This is a genomic window from Pseudoalteromonas sp. GW168-MNA-CIBAN-0100 (genome assembly GCF_040309225.1).
Lineage (GTDB): Bacteria > Pseudomonadota > Gammaproteobacteria > Enterobacterales > Alteromonadaceae > Pseudoalteromonas > Pseudoalteromonas arctica.
This window is the reverse complement of sequence record NZ_JBEOOL010000013.1, coordinates 104,462-125,358: the sequence shown is the minus strand read 5'-3', so window position 1 is coordinate 125,358 and position 20,897 is coordinate 104,462. Positions and strand designations below refer to the sequence as shown.

The window sequence follows — 20,897 nt, the reverse complement described above, 5'->3', positions numbered from 1 at the left end:
TGGCGGAGTGGACGGGACTCGAACCCGCGACCCCCGGCGTGACAGGCCGGTATTCTAACCAACTGAACTACCACTCCGCAGTGGTATGTGCATGGGGTAATGCACTTACTAATTTTAATCATGATATCAAATGGCGGAGTGGACGGGACTCGAACCCGCGACCCCCGGCGTGACAGGCCGGTATTCTAACCAACTGAACTACCACTCCATATTTCCGTTGCTGTTTAGGTCTCCCTGACAGCGGCGTGAATAATACGAACCAACCCCTATTTCGTCAAGGGCTTTTTTGTTTTTTTATAGGTTTTTTAGTCATCTGTCATCGAAAGGTTTAAAATTTCACCTGATCTGTCATTTTTTGAGCCATTTTTACCGACTTGATTTTTTTCTGTGTCGGCAACATCACCTTCACTTGTTTTCTTTTTCTTTAAAAAAGGCAGCTTCACTTTAAATTTAATCGGTTTTTTCTGAACAAATATACGAATTAACAACCAACCGAGTAATAAAATGAGCGTATTGCAGCCTACAATTAAACTAATAATTGTAGATGTGGCCATTTTTTCTTCAACAGGCTCACTCTCAATCATTTTATCTGGCGTAATAATCGTTGCCGGATCAATTTCGGGCACCGCTTCTATGGGTCGTTCTATCTCAAATTTATACGTTGGTAACGTTGCCATAAATTCACGACCATTAATATTAGTGCCAAAAACAGACAGTTCAACACTATATCTACCCCAATCATAATTTTTAACACTAAGTTGTCGTGAGTCTTTAGCAGCAGCATCTATGGTAAACATTTGCTCTTCGTTATTGGGATAGTAGATTTTTCCCTGGATGATGACTGTTTCTGGCTTAACAATACTTGGGTCTATATTTATAGTTAGTAGATGCTCGTCTGTGTCTTGCTCTGCTAACGCGACTTCGGTTACAAAAGGTGGCTCGTGCACTTCTATTGTATTTTGCACAATGCGACGCTGCAGCAGAGGTGTTGCCACGTAAAGCTCTGGTGTCCATTCACCCGCAGGAAAATCTAAAGTAAACTCGCCGGTAAATACACCATCTTTAGGGCGCTCATCAAATCCACGTCCATCGTCTTTAAATTCAGCTACTTCTTGAATGCCTGCGCCAAAGTTAGCAAAGTTTTCATTGTTGGTACTTGCAAAGTCAACATTAAGGCTAACAACATCTCTAAATAGGTTTGTGTTAATTGGCTCACCGTCGTTTAGTATTTTCCCGGTGATTTTTATTGTCTCCCCCCTAAACAACATTGAAGGAAGAGGCTCTGCTTCAAGAGATATCTCGCCTAATACAACTATTCTGCTATCGGGCAAAATACTGCCTATTACTTGCCAAGGACCTGCCATAGGTTTTTTTATGGTGACTAAATCGTAGCTGAGTTCGTCAAACCAATCTAAGCTAGGGTTTTTAACAGAGTCAGTAGCAAAGTACTTACTGCCATCGGGCCTCACTAAAATAACAGCAGGTGCACCTGATTTTCTAAAAAAAAGCAGTGTTATTTCATCTATTTTGCTATCTATGCGAAAACGATTATCAAGTAAAGGGATCTCATTTTGATGCCCATCGCGCTTGAGCACTTCTACTTGTTTTACGCCATATGCATTGCCAGTAAATAAACTAGCTGCACATAACGCTGTTACAAAATACATCGTTTTCATTAAATCGCCTTATTCAGCGCGCCATATACATTGGCCGCCTTCTTTGTTTACAAGATCTAATCGTGCTTCGTGTGCGCTTTGCTCAGCGTCGCTTGCTCGTAATACAACTAATGGGGCTCTATCACTATTTAAACGCTTTATACCGCCCTTCTGTTGCTCGCTGCCATCATCTTTGTTTTGATTCAAATTTAGCTTTGTTTGACCGCCCGTCATGGCAAGGTACACATCGGCTAAAATCTCAGAATCCAGAAGCGCGCCGTGAAGCGTTCGTTTACCGTTATCTACATCGTAACGACGACATAATGCATCAAGGTTGTTCTTTTGACCTGGATGCAAGTCACGCGCCATTTTAAGCGTGTCGAGAACTTGACAAAAAGTATCTGTTTTAGGATAGCCCTGATTAAGCAGCGCAAATTCGTTATCCATATGACCAACATCGAACGGTGCGTTATGAATAACTAACTCTGCCCCTTCAATATAGTCGAAAAACTCTTGGGCAATTTGATGAAACAACGGTTTATCACGTAAAAATTCGTTAGTGATACCGTGAACGTCGATTGCTTCTTCTTCACTTGGGCGTTGTGGGTTTATATAAACGTGAAAGTTATTGCCTGTTAAACGGCGATTTACTAACTCTACACACCCAATTTCTATAATACGGTGCCCTTGTTTAGGGTCTATGCCGGTGGTTTCTGTATCTAAAACTATTTGTCTACGTGCCATATCGAATTTAGCCTGATTCTGGTATCTTTCTATAATCACTTTATTGTACATAAGATCAAGGTAAAACAGTGCAAAAAACCGTAGAGATTTACACCGATGGCTCATGTTTAGGTAATCCAGGCCCCGGCGGTTATGGTATTTTTATGATTTATAACGGCCACGAAAAAGAAATGAGCCAAGGTTATAAACTCACAACGAATAACCGAATGGAAATGCTCGCGGCTATTGTAGCCCTAGAATCACTCACTCGAGAATGCGAAGTAAATCTAACAACCGATAGCCAATATGTTAAGCAAGGTATTGAATCGTGGATCACTAACTGGAAAAAACGTGGCTGGTTAACATCAGCTAAAAAGCCGGTTAAAAACGTCGATTTATGGAAACGCCTAGATAAAGCCTGTAGCGAGCACAATGTAACCTGGAAATGGGTTAAAGGGCATAGCGGCCATAAGTACAACGAAATAGTTGACGATTTAGCGCGCGATGCCGCTGGCAGTAAAGATTTACTAGAAGATGTAGGCTACCAGCCTTAATTTATTCTAAGCTAGTTGCTGTTATACCAATTTTATTAAAAACATGTTCATTCTATCGCATTATATAACTCACTAACTGCGTTAAAAATTATTCATATAGAACAACTATATGTCACAATTTTCGCCTTGTTAATGTGCTATTTTCTTAGCGCTATAATAGATCACTTATTTAATGCAATTGGTATTATTTTCTTGCTCGCACGATTTAAAGTGTTGCTTTGACGTTTGTCTAAGCCCTGCCCCTTTTACTGGCGCAAACTGCGGCCTTGCATGCCACTTAGGTTTTATTGGCGTAAGTGGCGCAACTCTTTTTCGTGCCACCAGCATATAAACACTGCCCATCGGTTTTAAATACTGTTTTGCAAAAGTCCGCCAAAACTCAAATCTTGATAGCCTATTACCTCTTGCCAGTGATGAATAAATAAAACGTTCGTCACTTACAATTTCAAAACCCAATAAATTTAGCCAATCTTTAACCCGTGCGGGTGTAAAAAAGCGCCCCGTCCATGGTAATTTCTGACCACTAAAAGGCAGCATTTGTGCAAGTCCGCACAAACTAAACGGGTTAAATCCCGTAATTACTATATAGCCGCCCGGAATAAGTGTGCGATGTGCTTCTCGTAAAATGTGATGTGGGTCTGAATGATACTCTAAGCAGTGACTTAGTATGCATGCATCAATACTGTGCTCGTAAAATGGCAGTTCATCTATGTCAGCAACTACCCCAGTGTAAGGCCCAGGCTCCGCAACACACACCTGGTGTTTAATCGTACTTATACTTGTATTTAATTCGCCACTTAAATTACCTAGCTTAAGCATATGATAGCCAAACATACGCGGCAGCCATTGCTCCATTTTACGTTCAATATCTTTGCGCAAATAATCCCCATGAGGAAACTGTTGCCACGACAGTGGTTTGGGTCCTTCTTGAAAACTAAGGGCTGGTTTCATTTTTTGAGCTCGTTATACTATGCGGTAAGTGTCACTTTATAGAGCAATTTACCATGGTGCAAGTCAAAGCAATTAAAGCCTTTTCTGATAATTACATTTGGTGTTTAACTACCGATAATAGTAACCAAGCATGGGTAGTCGATCCAGGCCAAGCACAGAGCGTATTAGCGTATCTAGCTGAGCACAAACTAACGCTTGATGGTATTTTAATTACGCATCATCACTACGACCACACTGATGGCGTAGCTGCATTAGTTGACGCCTATCCAGATATATCGGTTTATGGCCCCGCAAATAGTCCATTTAAAGGCATCACTCACGCACTCACTGATGGTCAAAGCATCAGTGTGCTTAATATTAACTTTAATATTTTGGCAACTCCTGGGCACACGCTTGATCATATTTGCTATACAAATGATGAACTTGCTTTTACAGGCGATACATTGTTTAGCGGTGGATGTGGGCGCTTATTTGAAGGCACGCCAAAGCAAATGTGGGAATCGTTTAATAAACTAAGAGAGCTGCCTGCAAGCTGCAGTGTGTATTGCACGCACGAATACACGCAAGCTAATCTTGCCTTTGCCAAAGCGGTTGAACCACGTAACCCAGAACTACTCGCGTACAGTAAAAAAGTAGATGAATTACGCAGTAATAACCAAATCTCCCTACCCACTTCTATTGGACAGGAGCTAAAAATAAATCCATTTATGCGTAGCGATTTGCCAACCATTACAGAGTTAGTGCCAGAAAAATTCATCTCGGTTACAAAAAACAATGAACCTTGGGGAAACTTTGCTAGTCTGAGACAGTTCAAAGACAATTTTTAATGCACAAACTAATACTTTAATATTTATTTTATTAGAATCATTAACTTAAGATATAGTGATGATTCTATTTCTGCGTTTTAAAAAGTCATTAAGTGGCAATGTTAACTCATAACAGGTAGTATTCGCCGAGTTTTTTACCCGATGTATTGGTATTTATGAATAAATCTCCCCTATTAGTAGCCTTGGCGTTAGCGCTAAGTGGTTGTCAAACTGTGACAACTCTAGACTCAGACTCTCAAGTCGCCACGCAAGCAAACCAACAACTCGAAGGCGCAAGTCCTAACGACATTAACAATGCATTGATGGTAAACGCACAATATCAGCAAGTTGACCCTGATGAGCAAGAAGCTCCCGTGTTTGATGATGTATGGGAGCGAATTCGCTACCAACTTTCTATCGAAATACCGCAAAACCGCCCTGTTGTTACTGAACGTAATTATTACGCTCGCCACCAAGCCTATTTAGATCGTATTTCTAAACGTGCAGAACCTTACTTACACTTTATAGTTGAAGAAGTAGAAAAGCGCGAAATGCCAATCGAAATTGCACTACTGCCTATTGTAGAAAGTGCATTTGACCCGTTTGGTTATTCTAATCGCAGCGCATCGGGCATTTGGCAGTTTATGCCTGCAACCGGTGAGCGATTCGATTTAAAACAAAACTGGTGGTACGACGGTCGTCGCGACATAGTGCAATCGACTCGCGCAGCACTTGACTACTTATCGTATTTACATAAAACACTTGAAGGCGATTGGCTAAATGCGATTGCTGCTTACAACTCAGGTGAAGGGCGTTTAATGCGCGCGATTAAAAAGAATCGTAAAAAGCATTTACCTACCGATTTTTGGTCTCTTGATTTACCTAGCGAAACAACAGCCTACGTACCAAAGTTATTAGCACTTGCCGATTTATTAAAACGCTCAGATGATTTTAATGTTACATGGCAACCAGTAATTAATGCACAAGTGGTTGAAGTGGTTGATGTTGGCTCGCAAATAGATTTAGCGCTTGCTGCTGATATGGCTGATATGACGCTTACTGAGCTATACAGATTAAACCCTGGTTTTAACCGCTGGGCAACTGATCCTAATGGCCCTCACTCTTTATTATTGCCTGTTGATAAAGCAGAGGAATTTAGCCAAAAACTAGCAAACACTGATGTTAAAAATAGATTACGCTGGCAGCGTTATATTGTGGCTCGAGGCGACAGCTTATCGGTAATTGCCAAAAAGTTTACAACAAGCTCAAGTGCAATCCGATCGCTTAATAAACTCAAATCAAATACGATTAAAGTAGGCCAAGAGTTATTAGTCCCGCTTACTGATGGCGCTATAAATAGCGAGCATTTACCAAAGCAGATGCGTTTAGCTGCTAATAAAGCAACTCGCACAAAGCTTTCGCACACAGTTAAAAGTGGCGACACGTTATGGGATATTAGCCGCGAATATGACGTAACTATGGATGAGTTGGCTAAATGGAATAAACTAAAGAAAAACTCTGTATTGCGCCTAAATCAAAAACTAACTGTGTATAAGTCAGCTAATAAACCACAAGCAACGGCAAGCACCAACCGTACTATTACATACAAAGTACGCCGTGGTGACTCACTTGCACGTATTGCGTCTAAGTTTAATCTAAGCGTTAACGAAATTATTAAGTGGAATAATTTAGCCGGTCAAAAATACTTACAACCGGGCCAAAAGCTAAAACTTAAAGTAGATGTCAGAAGTAGTTAATTTATAAAACTATATTAAAAGTAAAAAAGCAAAAAGGAGCGCATGCGCTCCTTTTTTAATACCTTAAAGTTAAGGATTAAACAGGTAGTTTTTCTAGCCATACTTTTAACCAAGGCTCGGTTACTGGCCATGGTTCAAAATCTTCACATGCATCTATTTCTAGGCGGTTGCCCACAGGCTTTGCTTGTAAATCGCGTAGTAACTCGTCAAAGCTACGCCCTGCGCCACAAAATGTATCGCCGTAGCATCTGTCACCCATTGCAATTACACCAAACGGTTTATCGGTAAGCATTGGGAAAGTGCTATTCATTGCAAAGTACAATCCTGCCAAATTACTCGGTACATCACCTTGGCCTGTTGTGGAGGTAACAATTAAAATATGCGATGCATTTTTTATATCATCAAGTGATGCTTCAGTAATTACTGTTGCAGTATGACCCGCTTGCTCTATTGTGGCTGCAACTTCATCGCTTAAACGCTCTGCACCGCCATTAACGCTGCCTACAAAAATACTAATATGTGCCATTAATAATCCTTTTCTTGCTCTGGCCAACCTAGCTGCTTACATATTTCAAGCATGTCTTCACCTAGTGGCGCTTTAATTGTTATTGATTCATTACTATAAGGGTGCACAAAACTAAGCTCTGTTGCAAATAACATTAGGCGTCTTAGCTCAAAATGCTCCCTAAAAAATTGATTATGCTGATTATCACCGTGATTTACATCACCAATAATAGGCAGTGATAAGTGCTTTAAGTGTCTGCGAATTTGATGCTTGCGCCCCGTTTTTGGAAAGCACTCCACTAACGAGTAACGCACTGTTGGGTACTTACCTATAGGAATAGGCAATGCAGCTTGGTGCAAGCAATTAAACTGGGTTTGCGCTTCTTGCGGTGCTTTATCTTGATCTGCAAACTTATCGGCTATTTTATCAAGTTCTTCTTTAAGCGGTTTATCTAAAAATACTGATTCTGGCGCAAAGCCGCGCACTAAGGCCAAATAGCGCTTAGCAATGGTGCCTTCAATAAATAGCTGGTTCATATCGCGAGCTGCTTCAGAGCTCAGTGCGAACAGCAATACGCCCGACGTAGGTCTATCGAGCCTATGTACTGGAAATACATGTTGCCCTAGCTGGTCGCGCAACATTTGCATAGCAAACTGGGTTTCGTGTTTATCTAAAAACGAGCGATGCACTAATAAACCTGAAGGCTTATTTATAGCCACATAGTTTTCATCTTGATACAAAATAGTCAGCTCGCCATATTCAATAGGCGCTGGACGCTCACTCATTTGGTTCTCCTAAAAAGGTATCAAGGGCTGTTAGTAATTCAATTATTTCATCGCTCCCTGCTTTATTCACAAGTGTCATTTGCGCCATAGGGGCAATAGCAAAATTACGTGGCAGTGGTTGCTTATGTGTTATTAATTGCTGTATTTTTTCAATAAATACAAATTGTAACCACTGCTCAAATGCCATTGTATCGTGACAAAAAGGAGTATTTGAAAGCAGTGCATCAGCGTCTATTGGCTCACTTTGCCAAAGCGCGTGTTTTTGTAAAAGTGCCGTTAGCTGCACTAAATAAGTTTGGGTTTGCTGGTACATAACCACCCTCTTTTATATATGTAATGCAATTATACCCTGTTCCCTCATAGGCGGCTATGACGTATAATTAACGTAATTTTGCAGTAAAAACAGTTGAGAAAACAATGAGTGATCAAATAGCTACATTAGGTCAGCTTTTAGATGGTGCGGGTACTCAGTGGCGTGCTTTTGATATTGGCAGGCATATTACTAAACTCGATAAAAAACAATTTTTAGCTATTGAACAAGCTCAAGTGCCTTACCCTTATCCTCTTGCTGGTCATGCTTGGCTCGCTATTCAATTTTGGGATACTAAAGCCAGTAAAGAACCTTATGTATGGTTTTTAAAGTTTCCACTTGACGAGCAAAGTATGCTTGTAAGTGCAAGTCGCGATCACTTTGCTGATATGGTTATTCAAGCGCTAGGCACTGAAATCACAGGTGAGCAAGCCGATGGAAAACTTGATAATAATCCTTATGTTTTTACACCAAACGCAAATAAATTAGCGGCATTTAACGCCCAAGTAAAAGTACTATTAAAACAGCCTGCGTCGCAGTATTACGAGCATGCACAGTTATACTTTAGCGGTAAAATTGGTTTTGATAATTGGCAAGGTGTTGCACTGCAGGGTATTGCCGATTTTGCACTACGCTTAGACAGCGATACAAACTTAAATAATTTGCAAAAAGCATGGGCGCATTTACCTATTGAAGTACTGCAACCACTCAGTGCCATGCTTGAACATGTTGAAATACCAACATCAATGAGTGAGTTACTTGTTGATTACACACAGACCGCAATTAGTAATAACGATACATTAGCTATAACCGCAGCACTAAGATCTGTTTCAAAAGGTCAAGCTCAAGGGTTATGCGCTCAATTAGTTGATACTGTACTAAGCTCGCCGGTAAGGCACGACTCTGACGTGTTACTAACAATAGCTGGGCGGTGTTTTAAGCAATTAGAGAACCCTGAACGCTTACATGTATTTATGGATAATTGCGCACATCATCAAAAAATTGAAGAATTGTTTCCAAGTATTTTTGCTGACTTAGTTGCAATACCGACTATTCGCCCGCATTTATTAGGCTTATTACGTAAAGAAAATCGTAGCGAAACCCTCGCGCGTGCAATTGGAAGGTTATTCTCTTAAATGGCAAGTTTATGGACGTTCATACTTATTGGTAGTGTAATTTACTTATTTTGGCTTAACCGAAAGGTTGCTGAAGCGGCGAACGTTCATGCTAAACGTCAAAGTGAGCAATTGCAGGTGCAGTTGATGAGTGTTGCATGCACAAAACGCCGCTTTGGTTTTTTAAAGAACGGCAAGCCAGGCATCAAAAGTGAATTTATATTTGAATTTTCAAGCGATGGTGAAAATGCTTATCAAGGTGTGTTAATTATGGAAAATGAGTTTTTGAAAAGTGTGGTTGTTCCACCGCATAAAATATAAAACTGAATATACTTTAAGAGTATTTGTCTTAAGTTAATAAACTTAATTCAACACAAAAAACTAAGGCGTAACTAAAGTTACGCCCCAATTGGACTGCATCCTGCTAGATATCCATTATCTTAAATCCGTATTATCATCCCCTGAACGAGTAAACAACCTTGTTTACCCTCACATTGCATCCTGCAATATCCATAGCCACCTTGGCAAACCCACGAAATCTATCGTTTGGCTACATACTGTAGCATCATCCCTGGTAATCCTTTTAAGTAGCTCCTGCCACTTTTTGCATCCTGCAATATCCATAGCCATCTTGGCAAACCCACGAAATCTATCGTTTAGCTACATCCCGTAGCATCATCCCTGGTAATCCTTTAAAGTAGCTCCTGCCACTTTTGCATCCTGCAATGTCCACTTGCCATCTTGGCCGTCCTGCGTAAACTAACGCTCCTGCTACTTCCTGTAGCGTCATCCGTGATTATCCTAAAGTAACTCCTAGCTACTAAGTGCTTCATGCACTTCCTTATTCTTCCTTGTATCCGTTTTAGCTTGTCCTTTATGCTTCCTGCTAGCGTCCGCTATGTTGCCTATTCCGTATCCTTGGCAGTAACTCAATCATTGAGCTATGTCGTCTTGACGAAGAGAAGTTTAAAGCAATCAGGGGGGAGAAATAGGACTTAACATTAAATAAATAAACGTCACAAAAATGAAAAATAAAAATAAACTTTAAATAACAATAGCTTGAATGAAAAAAGGCGACTTATCAATAGCCTTTAACTGACAATGCTCACGATAATGTGAGATATATCTCACGGCCTTACGTCCGTTTGGGCGCATTGGCTTACATCATAATTTTAAATAGTTGGCTCAATTATTGATTTAAACAGTAACTCGCCCTCTACTTGGTTAAAAGTAAGGTGTTTAAATGCTTCAAACTTTTCGGTTTTAAAAAATTCAGTGTGTTCTCTACGCGTTACAAATACAGCCATCCCCGTTGACTCAGCGTTACATTTAACTAAATCATCAAGCCCTCGTAGTAAGTAACGACCAAACCCTTGCCCATGAAAATGTGGATCTACGGCAATAAAAGCTAAGAAGTAGTAATTGCCTTTCTCTTTAAGGGCATCTCTAATTGTTTGTTCTTTATCTATTAATTGATTTGTTTGTAAGTAGCCCGCACTCAGCATTAATTTTAAACGCCAGTGCCAATAACGCTGCGCTTGTAATTGGCTATTAGATTCAAATACACACGCTACTGCTTTTAATTTATCGTTGCGGTATAAACCAATTAATGGCTGCTTTTCTTGCCAAAAACTACTGAGCTCTTCGCGAATTAATGATCGTAATTTTTTTTCGTATACTGATTTATTTTCGTCATTGTAGCTAAGCATGTTTTGTAATACAGGATCGTCATGATAAGCCTGATAAATTAGGCTTGCTGCAGTGCTAATATCTTCTGCGGCTAAATACTGTACGCTGAACGTATCAGCTGGCGTGGTTACACTCATTGTATTTCCTTTATTATTTTAGCTGTAGACTGTTTAACTTTATACCTAACTATATACCTAAAATTATTAACCGTAAATTCAGCGAGAGTTTAACTAGCTAGGAGTAGAGTTAATCCTTAGAATAAGTTTTCATTCGTTTAAAGGAGCAATATCATGGATACGACTAAACACGACATCAATACACTATTTGCACAGCTTGGATTACCTAATTCTGATGAACAAATAGATGCATTTATTGCCTCACATGAATTAGAAGACACAACACTACTCCAAGAAGCTTCTTTTTGGGATGAGGCACAACAGCACTTTTTAGCTGAATCGCTTGCACAAGACGGTGATTGGAGTGAAGTAATTGACGAGTTAGATGTACGCATTCGTCAAAGTAAGTAATTTTATTTAATGTACCCTCCCTTATTTATTGCTAACATAGCATCTGCGCAGCATTTATATGCTGCGTATTTATTTTATTAAAGAGTTATATATCTAATGAATTCAGTTGTATTTGATGCAATCAAAGCCCTTCTCGATGAAGGCAAAACCCCTACTGTAGCACTAACTAAAAGCCGTTTGGCACAACCGGTTCCAATGCCGATGATTATTGCAGCAGTAAGCCAATATAAAAACAATCCTGATTCAATAAATAACTTCATGAGAAACCCACAGCAGTCAGATAGTACTGAGCTTAAAACAAGTCAATTAGATAGAATTGAGCAAAAACTCGATAAACTTCTTGAACTGCTAGAACAAAAATAATTTGAGACTATAAATGTTCGTTGTTGATTTAACTTTTGATTGCTACCAAGACACCACCCTAGAACAAGCCGAACAAGCAATAAATCGCTTAGTAAATGCACTGCGTTTTAATGGTCAAATAATGGGGGAAGAATTTCCAACCGTTTTAAAAGATGGATTTTTTATTACCCGTGTAATGTGCCCTACTGAAGATGCAATGCACCCGCTAAATAACAGCCCGTTTGTTAAGCACAGTATCGAAAAGTTACATAGTGCAGGGCTACTTGCGCCAAAAGTAAAAGTGATTGGACAAGATATTCACTCCAACGGCGCTGACTGCTGCAAAGAACCATCAAGTTATATTTTATACACAACCTATGTGCATACGTGTAGCCCGCTCTATTGTGGTGATGACTTTTTGCCTGTGCCGCTATTTCGTATTCCGGCAATTGCTAATGGTGACTATAAAACACTTATAAAATGGCAAGAAGATTGGCAAGCCTGCGATCAAATTCAAATTAATGGCGCAACCCGTTGTGAGTTTCCGGCACTTGAAGAAATATCGAGTATCCAAAGCGACTTATACAGACGCGGAAAAGACATAACAAAGCGAATTAGTTTTTTAACTAAAAAGCCAACCTATTATTATTTATACCGTGTAGGCGGCGTAGATAAAGCGTCTGAACTTGAACGAAAATGCCCTAGCTGCAATGGCGATTGGAAATTACCTGAATCGTGGTTTGGGTTATTCGACTTTAGGTGTGAGCCGTGTGGCTTAGTGTCGAATATATCGTGGGATTTTCAGTAACAACTTTAGTGAGCGCTTATAATCAGCTTAGTGATGACGCTAAGCTGATTTATTAAACACGTTTTAAACCTCTAATGCCTTTAAAAAAGCATTAATGTTAGGTGCAAGTACATGGTGTGTTTTTTTGCCTACGTGCTCTAAACATACTTCACCAGTGTGCACCAATACACTCACTAGTAAATCATCTTGATCTGTTAAACCAATAAATACCGTTTCTGGCTGCTTGAGCTTGCGTTTCATTAAAACGTGACCCGTTATATTTTGCTGTAACAAATTAAAGTCTTCTTCGTTCCATGCTTGTAGTAATTCAACCTGATGCCCATCAATAACTGCTGAAATGCTTCCACCGTACATATGCCCATATAGCTCGCTAAGCTCTTTTGGGAAATCAAGCTCAAGTGCGCTGGCTAAATCATTAAGCGAACCTGCAGGTTGCTGACGCGCGCCCTGCCATTGAATGTTTCCTTGCTCGTCAACCTCACCAACTTCACATGGGCTTGGCCATTGCTCGTCATGCGCAATAAGTGGGTACTTTGTAGTGTTTTTCAGGATATTTTCGCTAAATGTTTGATGAAGTTGTTCTATAAGCAATGCAACAGACATACTGTGAAACTCATTTAAATTAGATATAATGTCCCTATTGTAACTATTTAAGAGCAAACATGACAGATTACAGCAATTCTCCAGACCTTAAAGGTAGCGTATTAGGCCAATCTACTGAGTATGTAGATGTGTACACGCCAAGCTTGCTTTTCCCTATTGCGCGCAAACTAAATCGTGATGCTTTAAATATTGACGAAGCAGAGCTTCCATTTAAAGGCCTAGATATTTGGACAGGTTACGAGCTTTCATGGCTAAACAATAAAGGTAAACCGCAAGTTGCCGTAGCCTTATTTACCTTTGAGTGCCAAAGCAGCCATATTATTGAGTCAAAGTCGTTTAAGCTTTATTTAAATAGCTTTAACCAAACCCGATTTAAAAGCATTGATATAGTAAAACAGCATTTAATTGATGATTTATCAAACGCGGTTAACAGCCCTGTCAAAGTGACTTTATATAATCCAGATGATTACAATTGCTTACCGTGTACGGCGCTGCCAGGTGAATGTATTGATGACTTAGATATTGAAATTAATAATTACGATATTGATGCTAATTCACTTAAAGCAAAAAGTGATAACGTAGTTACTGAAACGCTCTACAGCCATTTACTTAAATCGAACTGTTTAATTACCTCCCAGCCTGACTGGGCAAGTGTGATTGTACGATACACAGGCGAGCAAATATGTCGTGAGTCGTTATTGCGTTACTTAATTTCGTTCAGAACACATAACGAATTTCATGAGCAGTGTGTTGAGCGTATTTATAGCGATTTAACAACACAACTTAATATTAAAGAGTTAGAGGTTTACGCGCGTTATACTCGTCGCGGCGGGCTTGATATAAACCCGTACCGCTCTACGCATTATAACGACACGCCATTTGCAGTTAAAATTAATCGTCAGTAGTTTATTTTAAATTGGAATATTAGGGTCTGTTGACCTTTCAAGGTTAAATTTGCAGCAGTCTGTTTGGTATTTAGGCAAGGCAGAGCCTAAGTAGTGTGGTTGTTCCCCATAAATAGGCGATAACGTAGCATTAATGCCAAACAGGAGTTGCCCAAAGGGTTCTGCCTAGGGGCTATTCACTCTTTGTTGCTCGGTTTTTACTTAGCCCACTAGGTTACAAACCTCGCGCCGCGATTAAATAGCCCCTAGATTGAACAAATTTTAATCCGCAAAGATCAACAGACCCTCGTATTAAAAAAAGAGCCTAGGCTCCTTTTTACATTTTTTAATTAACTTCGCGCTTAGTGGGTATAGGCATACCACACACATCAACGTAGTTATGTGCTTTAACAAACCATGGTTCAACACGGTTTTTACGAGCACTGATTAAGTTTTTAAACACCGATGAGTTTGTTTTCATCACTTTAAATATACTTTTATCGCTTTGTATATCGCCAAGGACTTGTATATTGGTAATTGGGTTAAATACTTTTCCTTCAGTTGGTGTACGCGCTAAACGATTAAAATGCTCTATACCTTCGATCACTCGGCCAAACACCGTAATGTTTTTATCAAGGTAGCGCGGGCCTTGCCCTATCGTTACAAAAAACTCCGTGCTCGCACTATTTATATCGTTATCGCGCGCCATGGCAAACACGCCACTACAATGCACTTGCCATGTTTGCGTATGTGCTGAGTTTTGAGCAACTGCAAAGCCGTTTAAAAAGCCAGTAACTGGTGCATATCCGTCGCCATTTAGCTCAGTAATTAAAAGTGGTTTGTTTGTTGTTAAATAAAACTCAGCGGGAACTGTTTTATCTGCCGTTTTAATTAACTTTTTACCCGAGCTGTCCCCGCCTTGCGCTACAAAACCTTCAACAAACCGATAAACGCTAGTATTTTTATAAAACCCTTCTCGCGCTAACTTTTTAATATTTTGAACGTGCTTTGGGGCAAGTTGTTCATTAAGCTCAATATACGCATCGCCCGTTGGCAGCGTTATCTTTAAAATATTTTGAGCGTTCACTACTCGCCAGTCATTATCTGTTGCACTAGCAATTACTTCACTCGCGCTCAATAAAGGTAGCTCTTGTTTAGCAACATCATCACCGAGTTGTTGAGCACAACCGCTCAATAAAACACTAAGCAGAGCTGGCAATATAATTTTTTTCATCGCTTATATCCTTATAATTATTATAGTTTTGGTTATTCCCAATCAAACTTATATAGCACATCAACATTTTGATATAGGCCGCTTGTTATCTCTATGTATAACTGTGAAAGTAACTGATATCGCACAGCCACTTCACTGAGCGAATCAAATACACCCACGCTATATTTAACTTGCAAACTGGGTGCTACGTATCCTGATATTTCTACTTTGGTACTATCACCACTACCTGATGAGCTTAAACTTACATCTGACAACCCAAAGGTTTCACCTACCTTAGAAACAACCCCTTCGCTGCGGCTAACACCTTGAGAGAGTAATAGCTGCGTAAGCATAGCATCGCTTGACGAACTTTCTCCATCGCCTAAAGGTTGGCCATTAAGTAAATATGCGAGTGCTTGAGCTTGATCCATCGCAGGCTCAGAAAATATTTTAAGCGTTGGTTGTTCAACATTACCCGTGAGCGTAACCCCTGCAATGACACCATTTGCAGTCGTATCGGGGTTACGTATTGCTTTAATATTTAAAAATGGTTGTTCAATTGAACCGCTAAAACCGACTTGCCCGGTGCTGATTATTAAATCTTGCCCAAAGGCTAAGTAAGTACCTTCAATTAAGTTAAGCTCACCTGTGGCTATAATTGGCGCACCTTGACTCATTTTTATCTCTAAATCACCCGCAACTTTTGATTCCAAGCCAAACGACTCTACTTTTACATCGTTTTTAACAATCACTTTTAAATCTATGTCGTAATCAAACGGGACTGTTTCGGTGGCCTCAGTTTTTTGATCAACAATAATTTCATCATCGCTAACTTGCACCGCACCCTCAGGAAGCTCTTCAATCATTATACGACCGTAAGGCACAATTACCTCACCAGCAAGCTTGAGTGCATTATTAGCCAAGCCTATTTTTAAATCCGGCGATACTTTAAAAGTAACCCCTTGCTGCGCACGTACATAAAACTGCTCGCCAACTACCGCAACATTTACAGCAGGCTGCGCACCTTGCCAATCAACGTCACCGGTTAGATTTATTTTACCGCCTTGATTGTCGTTTAAGTTGCCTTTTATTGTGGCTGTTGTTTTATCAAACAATACGTTTATATTTGAGTTTTGCAGCGCTATAGGTAATTGCTCGCCCTCTAAACTAATATCGCTAACATTAAGCTCCCCATTTAATAAAGGATCTTTTAACGTACCTGCTAACGCCACTTTACCGCTAATATCACCTTTTAACTGCTCGAGGGTTTCAAGAAAAGGTTGTAAGTCTGAAAGGAGTATTTTATCAATATTAATGGTGCCATTAAGCGCTTGCGTATTTTGTATATCGTCGATATTAATTTGTGTATTAATTTTGCCTAATACACTTGATTCTAAATTAGCTTCAAGCTTGCCAATTTGAGAATCCGAAAACGCACTAATACTTAATGTTTCGATTGGTAATTTAAAACGATCTTCTTCCGAGGTTAGCACTGCTTCTAAGTCGCTAGAATCGATATTTGCGCGTAATGTTTTAAGCGCGCCGCTTTGCCAATTAAGTGCTACATCGCCAGCTATATTACCGCGAGTACGAATGCTATTAGGTAAAAAGTGCTTAAGCTCCTCAAGTGCTAAATTGCTTAGTTTAGCATTTAGCTGACCGAGATTTTTTGACTGCGCTAAGGTGTCTATGCATAATTTACTTTGCTCAGATGCCCAACAATGTGCACTTACATCAAAGTCGCCACTTTGTGTATTAACCATAATGGCAATATTTTTAGTATTACTAAAACTAAGCTTTTTATCGCTAAGCGTTACATTACTAAGCTCGCCATTCCAAGTGGTATTATTAACTTTGCCATTAACTTCAAGCTCTATACTGCCTTGCTCGGCATCTACAGATGCCGTAAGTTGATGATCTGTTTTGTCGCCGCTAATATCAATTTTAACGCTATTAATTTGCTGTTCGGCTACAAGCGCCGAACCAACACTTACCGAAACATCGGTTTGCCAATCGGCTGCGGTATCTAACTGCCCTTTTACTGATAGTTTATTAATGTTTATTTCATCAAAAATAAAGCGATCTAGTATTAGTGCTAAATCAACAGAGGGCGTTAACCTTTCCCCTCTCACTTTTAAATTTGCGTTGCCGTCGGCAGTAAATGGAATATTAGCTTTTTCATCACTTTTTAGTGTTACTTTGCCATCAACCCGCCAAGTATCATCAACTTGCCCGCTTAGTGCTAATTTATTGGTGCCGCTACTTAAATAAAAGCTATCAATATTAGCTTTTAACGTGTTGTCTAGCTTAAAGTTTGAGGCAAATTCTAGTGGCACGTCGTTAAGTAATCCGCTTAACTTTGTATTATTCATTTGTAGCTGCCACTTGTCGTCAGCTGCATTAAACGAGCCTTTAAACTGTCCTGAAATATCACTGGTAGCGGCATCAGTTAAATACTGCGCTTTTAAGTTAGCAAGCGTGCCATTAAAGTTAGCCTGTATGCCCTTTTGCCAATCAACATTGGCTTTTATAGTTGCACTGCTTTCGTTCGCTTTAATGCTTAGCGCTTGTAAAGTTGCTTTGGTGAGACTGCCTTTTAATTGGGTATTTAAGTCAACAGCTGGGTACGCACCTAATTGGCTATTCGCCTGAAGGCTAAGCTGATAGTCGTCAGCATTACCTTGTGCGTTAAGGCTTACATTTCGCACTTTAAGCTCATTACTTTGTGCATCAATAAGCCACTGTTTAATTTTGCCATTTAACTCAAACGGATAGTTTTTTTGCTTTAAATTTGCCGTTGCCGTTAAACTAAGCGGATATTGTCCCTGCGTTTCTAAATTTAAGTTTAGATTTGATAAGTCGCCATTCAACTGCAAATTGGCTTGGTGCTCATCACTTTGTAAAACAACATCCCCTTTGACGGGCAAATTCCCTGCAAGCTCAGCGTTAAGATGCGTATTAAGCTGCCACTGTTCATACTTTGCTGAGAATGACTCTAAATTAATAACCGCATCTTCCACACTTAATTGCAGCGAGATGTTTTCAATAACATGTTGGGCTTCGTTTTGCTCAATCGTAATTTTAGCTATTTCAAAGTCTTCAACAACTAAATCAAGTGGCGAAGTAAATTCTATATTAGGCAATGCGGGTAGGTGCGTTAAAGGCGCTTGAGTATTTTGCGCCGTTTGTGTTTTCGCATCTTGTTCTTGCTCTTTTAAGGCAATAAGTATGGTGGGAATATTCAGGCTTTTAACCGTCAGCTTTGAACCCTCTGCTTTTGCTGAGAGTTTAAAGTTATTAACGCTTACGTTTGCACTTGGATGCTCTAGAGTAAATTTATTGATCGCAATGTTTTTTACAGCAATATTAAAAGGTAAGCTGATTTTTTCAAGCGGCTCTGCCGCGGCTTCTTCTTGTGACTCTGCAGTTTTTGGTAATGTTAAATTTATAGATTTAGCACTTAAGTTATCTATACAAATTCCATCGCACTGCCACCAAAACAAATCAATTTTCAATTGTTGTGCATTAAAGTCCAATCCGTTGCTAGCAAAGCGTACATTAAAGGCATCATTATAAATAAAACGGCCATCTTTAATTTCAATATGTAGTCCATCTACCGCTTTGTTTGCACTATAAGCAATAAATTGATTACCGGGTGCGGTAAATAACAAACAAAATAGTGCAACAACTAACGTGACAAAAATAGCACTTACGGCGGCTGTTATCTTTTTTAATACTGACATTAAATTTCTGGCCCTATGGTAATACTTAAACGTGTGCTTTTACTTTCTTTTGTTAATCCCCAAGCGTGGTCTATACGCACTGGGCCAACGGGAGTTAAATAGCGAAAACCAAAACCAGCACCTACTTCAAAATCATCAGAAAAATCATTAGTCGCAGTACCACCATCAACAAATAAAGCTGCTCGCCAATTTTTAGCAAACTGGTAGTTATATTCCATCGTGCCCGATAGTAAATACTTACCACCTATTAGCTCGCCGTCATCGTTCTCAGGCGAAATTGATTGGTACGCAAAACCACGAACGCTTTGATCGCCACCTGCGTAAAACCGAAGTGAAAATGGCACGTTGTTAATATCATCAACAAGCATTGCTCCTACATTCGCTTTTAAAAACACCAAGTGGCGGTCAAAATAAGTGCGTAGCCATGCATGTTGCATTTGCACCCTAATCAGATTAGTACTCGAAAGCACATCATCTAAGCCAAACTCAGCAGATATAAGCCACTGCTCTCCCCAATAAGGAGTCGTGCCGCCTTTTGATTTTTTGCGCGCGTAGCTAATGCCCGGCATTAACATTTCGGTACTTTCTTCGTCTTCATCACCAATACGGTAGGTTTCTTGGTCGCGGCGTAAAAATGCAGTACGCACCCATTTATTTTCGGTCAACCATTGGCGCTGAACTTGCCCTGTTAATATTTCACTGTAAGTGTCGTTTGTGAGCTCATCTTCTAATTTATAACCGACAGAGAATCGCCATAAATCATCATTAGGATCATCAACCGGAATTGTATAAGCCATGGAAATATCTTGCTGCTTTTGTGCCACATTTAAATTAGTTTCGAGGTAATGGCCGTCTTCTGTGATCCACGGTTTACTCCATTTAAAACGCACCTTGGGCCCTAAGTCAGTACTAAAACCACCGCCAATTTCATAGCTGTTAGCTGGCTTGGGTAATACTTCAACTTTAATCGGTACTTGGCTGTTTTTGCGCGCTGCAATGTCAGCATAAACACGTACACTGGCAAAATAAGGGGTACTTGATAAATCCAAGTTATAGTCAGCAATATGTGTTGATTTATAAGGTTGGCCCTGCGAGAAAGGCGCTATAGAGCGTATGTATTTTTCAGCGGGTGTACTACTGGCAATTTGTATATCGCCAAACTGATACCTAACTCCGGTATCAATTATAAAAGTAATAACAGCACTATTTTTTTTAAGCGATACTTCTAATTTGCGCGCTGGCCACTTAGCATCAAAATAACCTAGCTCTAGTAGCATAGATTCTATTTTTTTATGAGCAGAGTCATATTTACCATGATTTAAAACATCACCTTGCTTTAAGTGATTGCTTTTAATCAATGCCTGTAATTGGGTATCGCTTTGACCATCACCGTTTAGCGTAATATTAATTGCTTCTATGCGAGTTGCAGGCCCCCGTTCAACTTTAACAATTAGTTCGCTGTCGTCTTTATCATAAATAACCTCGACGGTCGGGCTATAATAGCCAAGTGCTTTGATGCTATTTTGTACTTGTTTTTGAGCATAACGGCGAAGTGTACGGGTTGGCTTCTCGCCAATTAACTGCTTGAGGTAAAGAGCTACGTTATTTTCTAAATCGCCACTTAACCCTTCAATTTCGTAATCTTCTATGACTTTTTCTGCCGCATAGCTATTTGTCGCAATTAAAGCGCTCACAACACACATGCAACGTAAAAACTTAATAAACAAGTAAATATCCTTACTTTTAATATCTTACAAAAAACTGGTTAATTACCCGCATATTAGCATAGCCATAATGAGCAACACATTAACTTAATAACAATCTAACGCGTAAATTTAACTTTGAATAAATATCAGCATAATTAAAATTAGTACGCGTTAAGACAATATTTTAGTTACAATAGTGCCTACGAATAAAAAATTAATTT

General features: G+C 39.6%; 20 protein-coding genes and 2 tRNA genes. 9 read left to right on the top strand and 13 right to left on the bottom strand.

What is annotated here, in order from left to right:
* From AAEY62_RS10195 to dnaQ, 4 genes are all read right to left on the bottom strand, one after another.
* Nucleotides 1-77 (bottom strand) — tRNA-Asp (locus AAEY62_RS10195).
* A gap of 54 nt (nucleotides 78-131) precedes the next feature.
* A tRNA-Asp gene (locus AAEY62_RS10190) sits at nucleotides 132-208 on the bottom strand.
* Nucleotides 209-305: 97 nt separating this feature from the next.
* Nucleotides 306-1,676, bottom strand: a complete 1,371-nt coding sequence (locus AAEY62_RS10185; RefSeq protein WP_350634904.1) for a TIGR03503 family protein — start codon at nucleotides 1,674-1,676, stop codon at nucleotides 306-308.
* Between the two features lie 9 nt (nucleotides 1,677-1,685).
* Nucleotides 1,686-2,399 carry a DNA polymerase III subunit epsilon gene (gene dnaQ / locus AAEY62_RS10180; RefSeq protein ID WP_007586004.1) on the bottom strand — a complete coding sequence of 238 codons (714 nt, stop codon included), beginning with the start codon at nucleotides 2,397-2,399 and terminating at the stop codon, nucleotides 1,686-1,688.
* Nucleotides 2,400-2,467: 68 nt separating this feature from the next.
* On the opposite strand from dnaQ, the gene rnhA reads away from it, so the two are divergent.
* Nucleotides 2,468-2,932, top strand: a complete 465-nt coding sequence (gene rnhA, locus AAEY62_RS10175; protein WP_007378210.1) for a ribonuclease HI — start codon at nucleotides 2,468-2,470, stop codon at nucleotides 2,930-2,932.
* Nucleotides 2,933-3,097: 165 nt separating this feature from the next.
* On the opposite strand, the gene AAEY62_RS10170 is transcribed toward rnhA, so the two are convergent.
* Nucleotides 3,098-3,883: a class I SAM-dependent methyltransferase gene (locus tag AAEY62_RS10170; protein WP_101217180.1), complete on the bottom strand. Its 786-nt coding sequence runs from the start codon at nucleotides 3,881-3,883 to the stop codon at nucleotides 3,098-3,100.
* A gap of 53 nt (nucleotides 3,884-3,936) precedes the next feature.
* On the opposite strand from AAEY62_RS10170, the gene gloB reads away from it, so the two are divergent.
* On the top strand, nucleotides 3,937-4,710 hold the full coding sequence (gene gloB, locus AAEY62_RS10165; RefSeq protein ID WP_350634903.1) for a hydroxyacylglutathione hydrolase: 774 nt from the start codon (nucleotides 3,937-3,939) through the stop codon (nucleotides 4,708-4,710).
* Nucleotides 4,711-4,865: 155 nt separating this feature from the next.
* The gene (locus AAEY62_RS10160; RefSeq protein ID WP_007586008.1) at nucleotides 4,866-6,446 is read left to right on the top strand and encodes a LysM peptidoglycan-binding domain-containing protein; all 1,581 of its coding nucleotides are present in this window, start codon (nucleotides 4,866-4,868) and stop codon (nucleotides 6,444-6,446) included.
* Between the two features lie 76 nt (nucleotides 6,447-6,522).
* Here AAEY62_RS10160 and AAEY62_RS10155 read toward each other — a convergent pair whose 3' ends face one another.
* The 3 genes from AAEY62_RS10155 to AAEY62_RS10145 are packed head-to-tail and all read right to left on the bottom strand — an operon-like array spanning nucleotide 6,523 to nucleotide 8,049.
* Nucleotides 6,523-6,972 carry a flavodoxin gene (locus tag AAEY62_RS10155; RefSeq protein ID WP_197113457.1) on the bottom strand — a complete coding sequence of 150 codons (450 nt, stop codon included), beginning with the start codon at nucleotides 6,970-6,972 and terminating at the stop codon, nucleotides 6,523-6,525.
* Complete coding sequence (gene truC, locus AAEY62_RS10150; protein WP_002963028.1) at nucleotides 6,972-7,736, bottom strand: tRNA pseudouridine(65) synthase TruC; 765 nt, start codon at nucleotides 7,734-7,736, stop codon at nucleotides 6,972-6,974. Before truC ends, AAEY62_RS10155 begins: the two co-directional genes overlap by 1 nt.
* A complete protein-coding gene (locus AAEY62_RS10145) occupies nucleotides 7,729-8,049 on the bottom strand; it encodes a YqcC family protein (protein WP_350634902.1) in 321 nt (106 codons plus the stop codon). The genes truC and AAEY62_RS10145 overlap by 8 nt, the downstream gene beginning before the upstream one ends.
* Before the next feature lie 104 nt (nucleotides 8,050-8,153).
* Here AAEY62_RS10145 and AAEY62_RS10140 point away from each other — a divergent pair, with 104 nt between their 5' ends.
* Together AAEY62_RS10140 and AAEY62_RS10135 are read left to right on the top strand one after the other, a co-directional pair.
* Nucleotides 8,154-9,182 carry a DUF3549 family protein gene (locus tag AAEY62_RS10140; RefSeq protein ID WP_350634901.1) on the top strand — a complete coding sequence of 343 codons (1,029 nt, stop codon included), beginning with the start codon at nucleotides 8,154-8,156 and terminating at the stop codon, nucleotides 9,180-9,182.
* Nucleotides 9,183-9,482 carry a DUF3301 domain-containing protein gene (locus tag AAEY62_RS10135; protein ID WP_002963032.1) on the top strand — a complete coding sequence of 100 codons (300 nt, stop codon included), beginning with the start codon at nucleotides 9,183-9,185 and terminating at the stop codon, nucleotides 9,480-9,482.
* Between the two features lie 851 nt (nucleotides 9,483-10,333).
* Here the strand turns inward: AAEY62_RS10135 and AAEY62_RS10130 are convergent.
* Nucleotides 10,334-10,987 (bottom strand): GNAT family N-acetyltransferase, encoded by a 654-nt coding sequence (locus AAEY62_RS10130; RefSeq protein ID WP_121954064.1) that lies wholly within the window; start codon nucleotides 10,985-10,987, stop codon nucleotides 10,334-10,336.
* A 153-nt stretch (nucleotides 10,988-11,140) separates the two neighbouring features.
* On the opposite strand from AAEY62_RS10130, the gene AAEY62_RS10125 reads away from it, so the two are divergent.
* The 3 genes from AAEY62_RS10125 to AAEY62_RS10115 all read left to right on the top strand — a co-directional run bounded on the left by AAEY62_RS10125 (nucleotide 11,141) and on the right by AAEY62_RS10115 (nucleotide 12,527).
* A complete protein-coding gene (locus AAEY62_RS10125; RefSeq protein ID WP_002958240.1) occupies nucleotides 11,141-11,377 on the top strand; it encodes a DUF2789 domain-containing protein in 237 nt (78 codons plus the stop codon).
* A 96-nt stretch (nucleotides 11,378-11,473) separates the two neighbouring features.
* Nucleotides 11,474-11,740 carry a hypothetical protein gene (locus tag AAEY62_RS10120; protein ID WP_350634900.1) on the top strand — a complete coding sequence of 89 codons (267 nt, stop codon included), beginning with the start codon at nucleotides 11,474-11,476 and terminating at the stop codon, nucleotides 11,738-11,740.
* A 13-nt stretch (nucleotides 11,741-11,753) separates the two neighbouring features.
* On the top strand, nucleotides 11,754-12,527 hold the full coding sequence (locus AAEY62_RS10115) for a Zn-ribbon-containing protein (protein ID WP_002958242.1): 774 nt from the start codon (nucleotides 11,754-11,756) through the stop codon (nucleotides 12,525-12,527).
* Between the two features lie 63 nt (nucleotides 12,528-12,590).
* Here AAEY62_RS10115 and syd read toward each other — a convergent pair whose 3' ends face one another.
* Entirely contained in the window at nucleotides 12,591-13,130 is a 540-nt protein-coding gene (gene syd / locus AAEY62_RS10110) for a SecY-interacting protein (RefSeq protein ID WP_197113469.1), read from the bottom strand.
* Between the two features lie 59 nt (nucleotides 13,131-13,189).
* Between syd and queF the strand changes: the two genes are divergently transcribed.
* Complete coding sequence (gene queF, locus AAEY62_RS10105; RefSeq protein WP_350634899.1) at nucleotides 13,190-14,035, top strand: NADPH-dependent 7-cyano-7-deazaguanine reductase QueF; 846 nt, start codon at nucleotides 13,190-13,192, stop codon at nucleotides 14,033-14,035.
* Nucleotides 14,036-14,360: 325 nt separating this feature from the next.
* Here the strand turns inward: queF and AAEY62_RS10100 are convergent, their stop codons facing one another.
* The 3 genes from AAEY62_RS10100 to AAEY62_RS10090 are packed head-to-tail and all read right to left on the bottom strand — an operon-like array spanning nucleotide 14,361 to nucleotide 20,697.
* Nucleotides 14,361-15,248, bottom strand: coding sequence for a peptidylprolyl isomerase (locus tag AAEY62_RS10100; protein WP_350634898.1), 888 nt, complete (start codon nucleotides 15,246-15,248; stop codon nucleotides 14,361-14,363).
* A 32-nt stretch (nucleotides 15,249-15,280) separates the two neighbouring features.
* Nucleotides 15,281-18,970 carry an autotransporter assembly complex protein TamB gene (tamB, locus tag AAEY62_RS10095; RefSeq protein WP_350634897.1) on the bottom strand — a complete coding sequence of 1,230 codons (3,690 nt, stop codon included), beginning with the start codon at nucleotides 18,968-18,970 and terminating at the stop codon, nucleotides 15,281-15,283.
* Nucleotides 18,970-20,697, bottom strand: coding sequence for an autotransporter assembly complex protein TamA (locus AAEY62_RS10090; RefSeq protein WP_007378193.1), 1,728 nt, complete (start codon nucleotides 20,695-20,697; stop codon nucleotides 18,970-18,972). Before AAEY62_RS10090 ends, tamB begins: the two co-directional genes overlap by 1 nt.
* Between the last annotated feature and the right edge of the window lie 200 nt (nucleotides 20,698-20,897).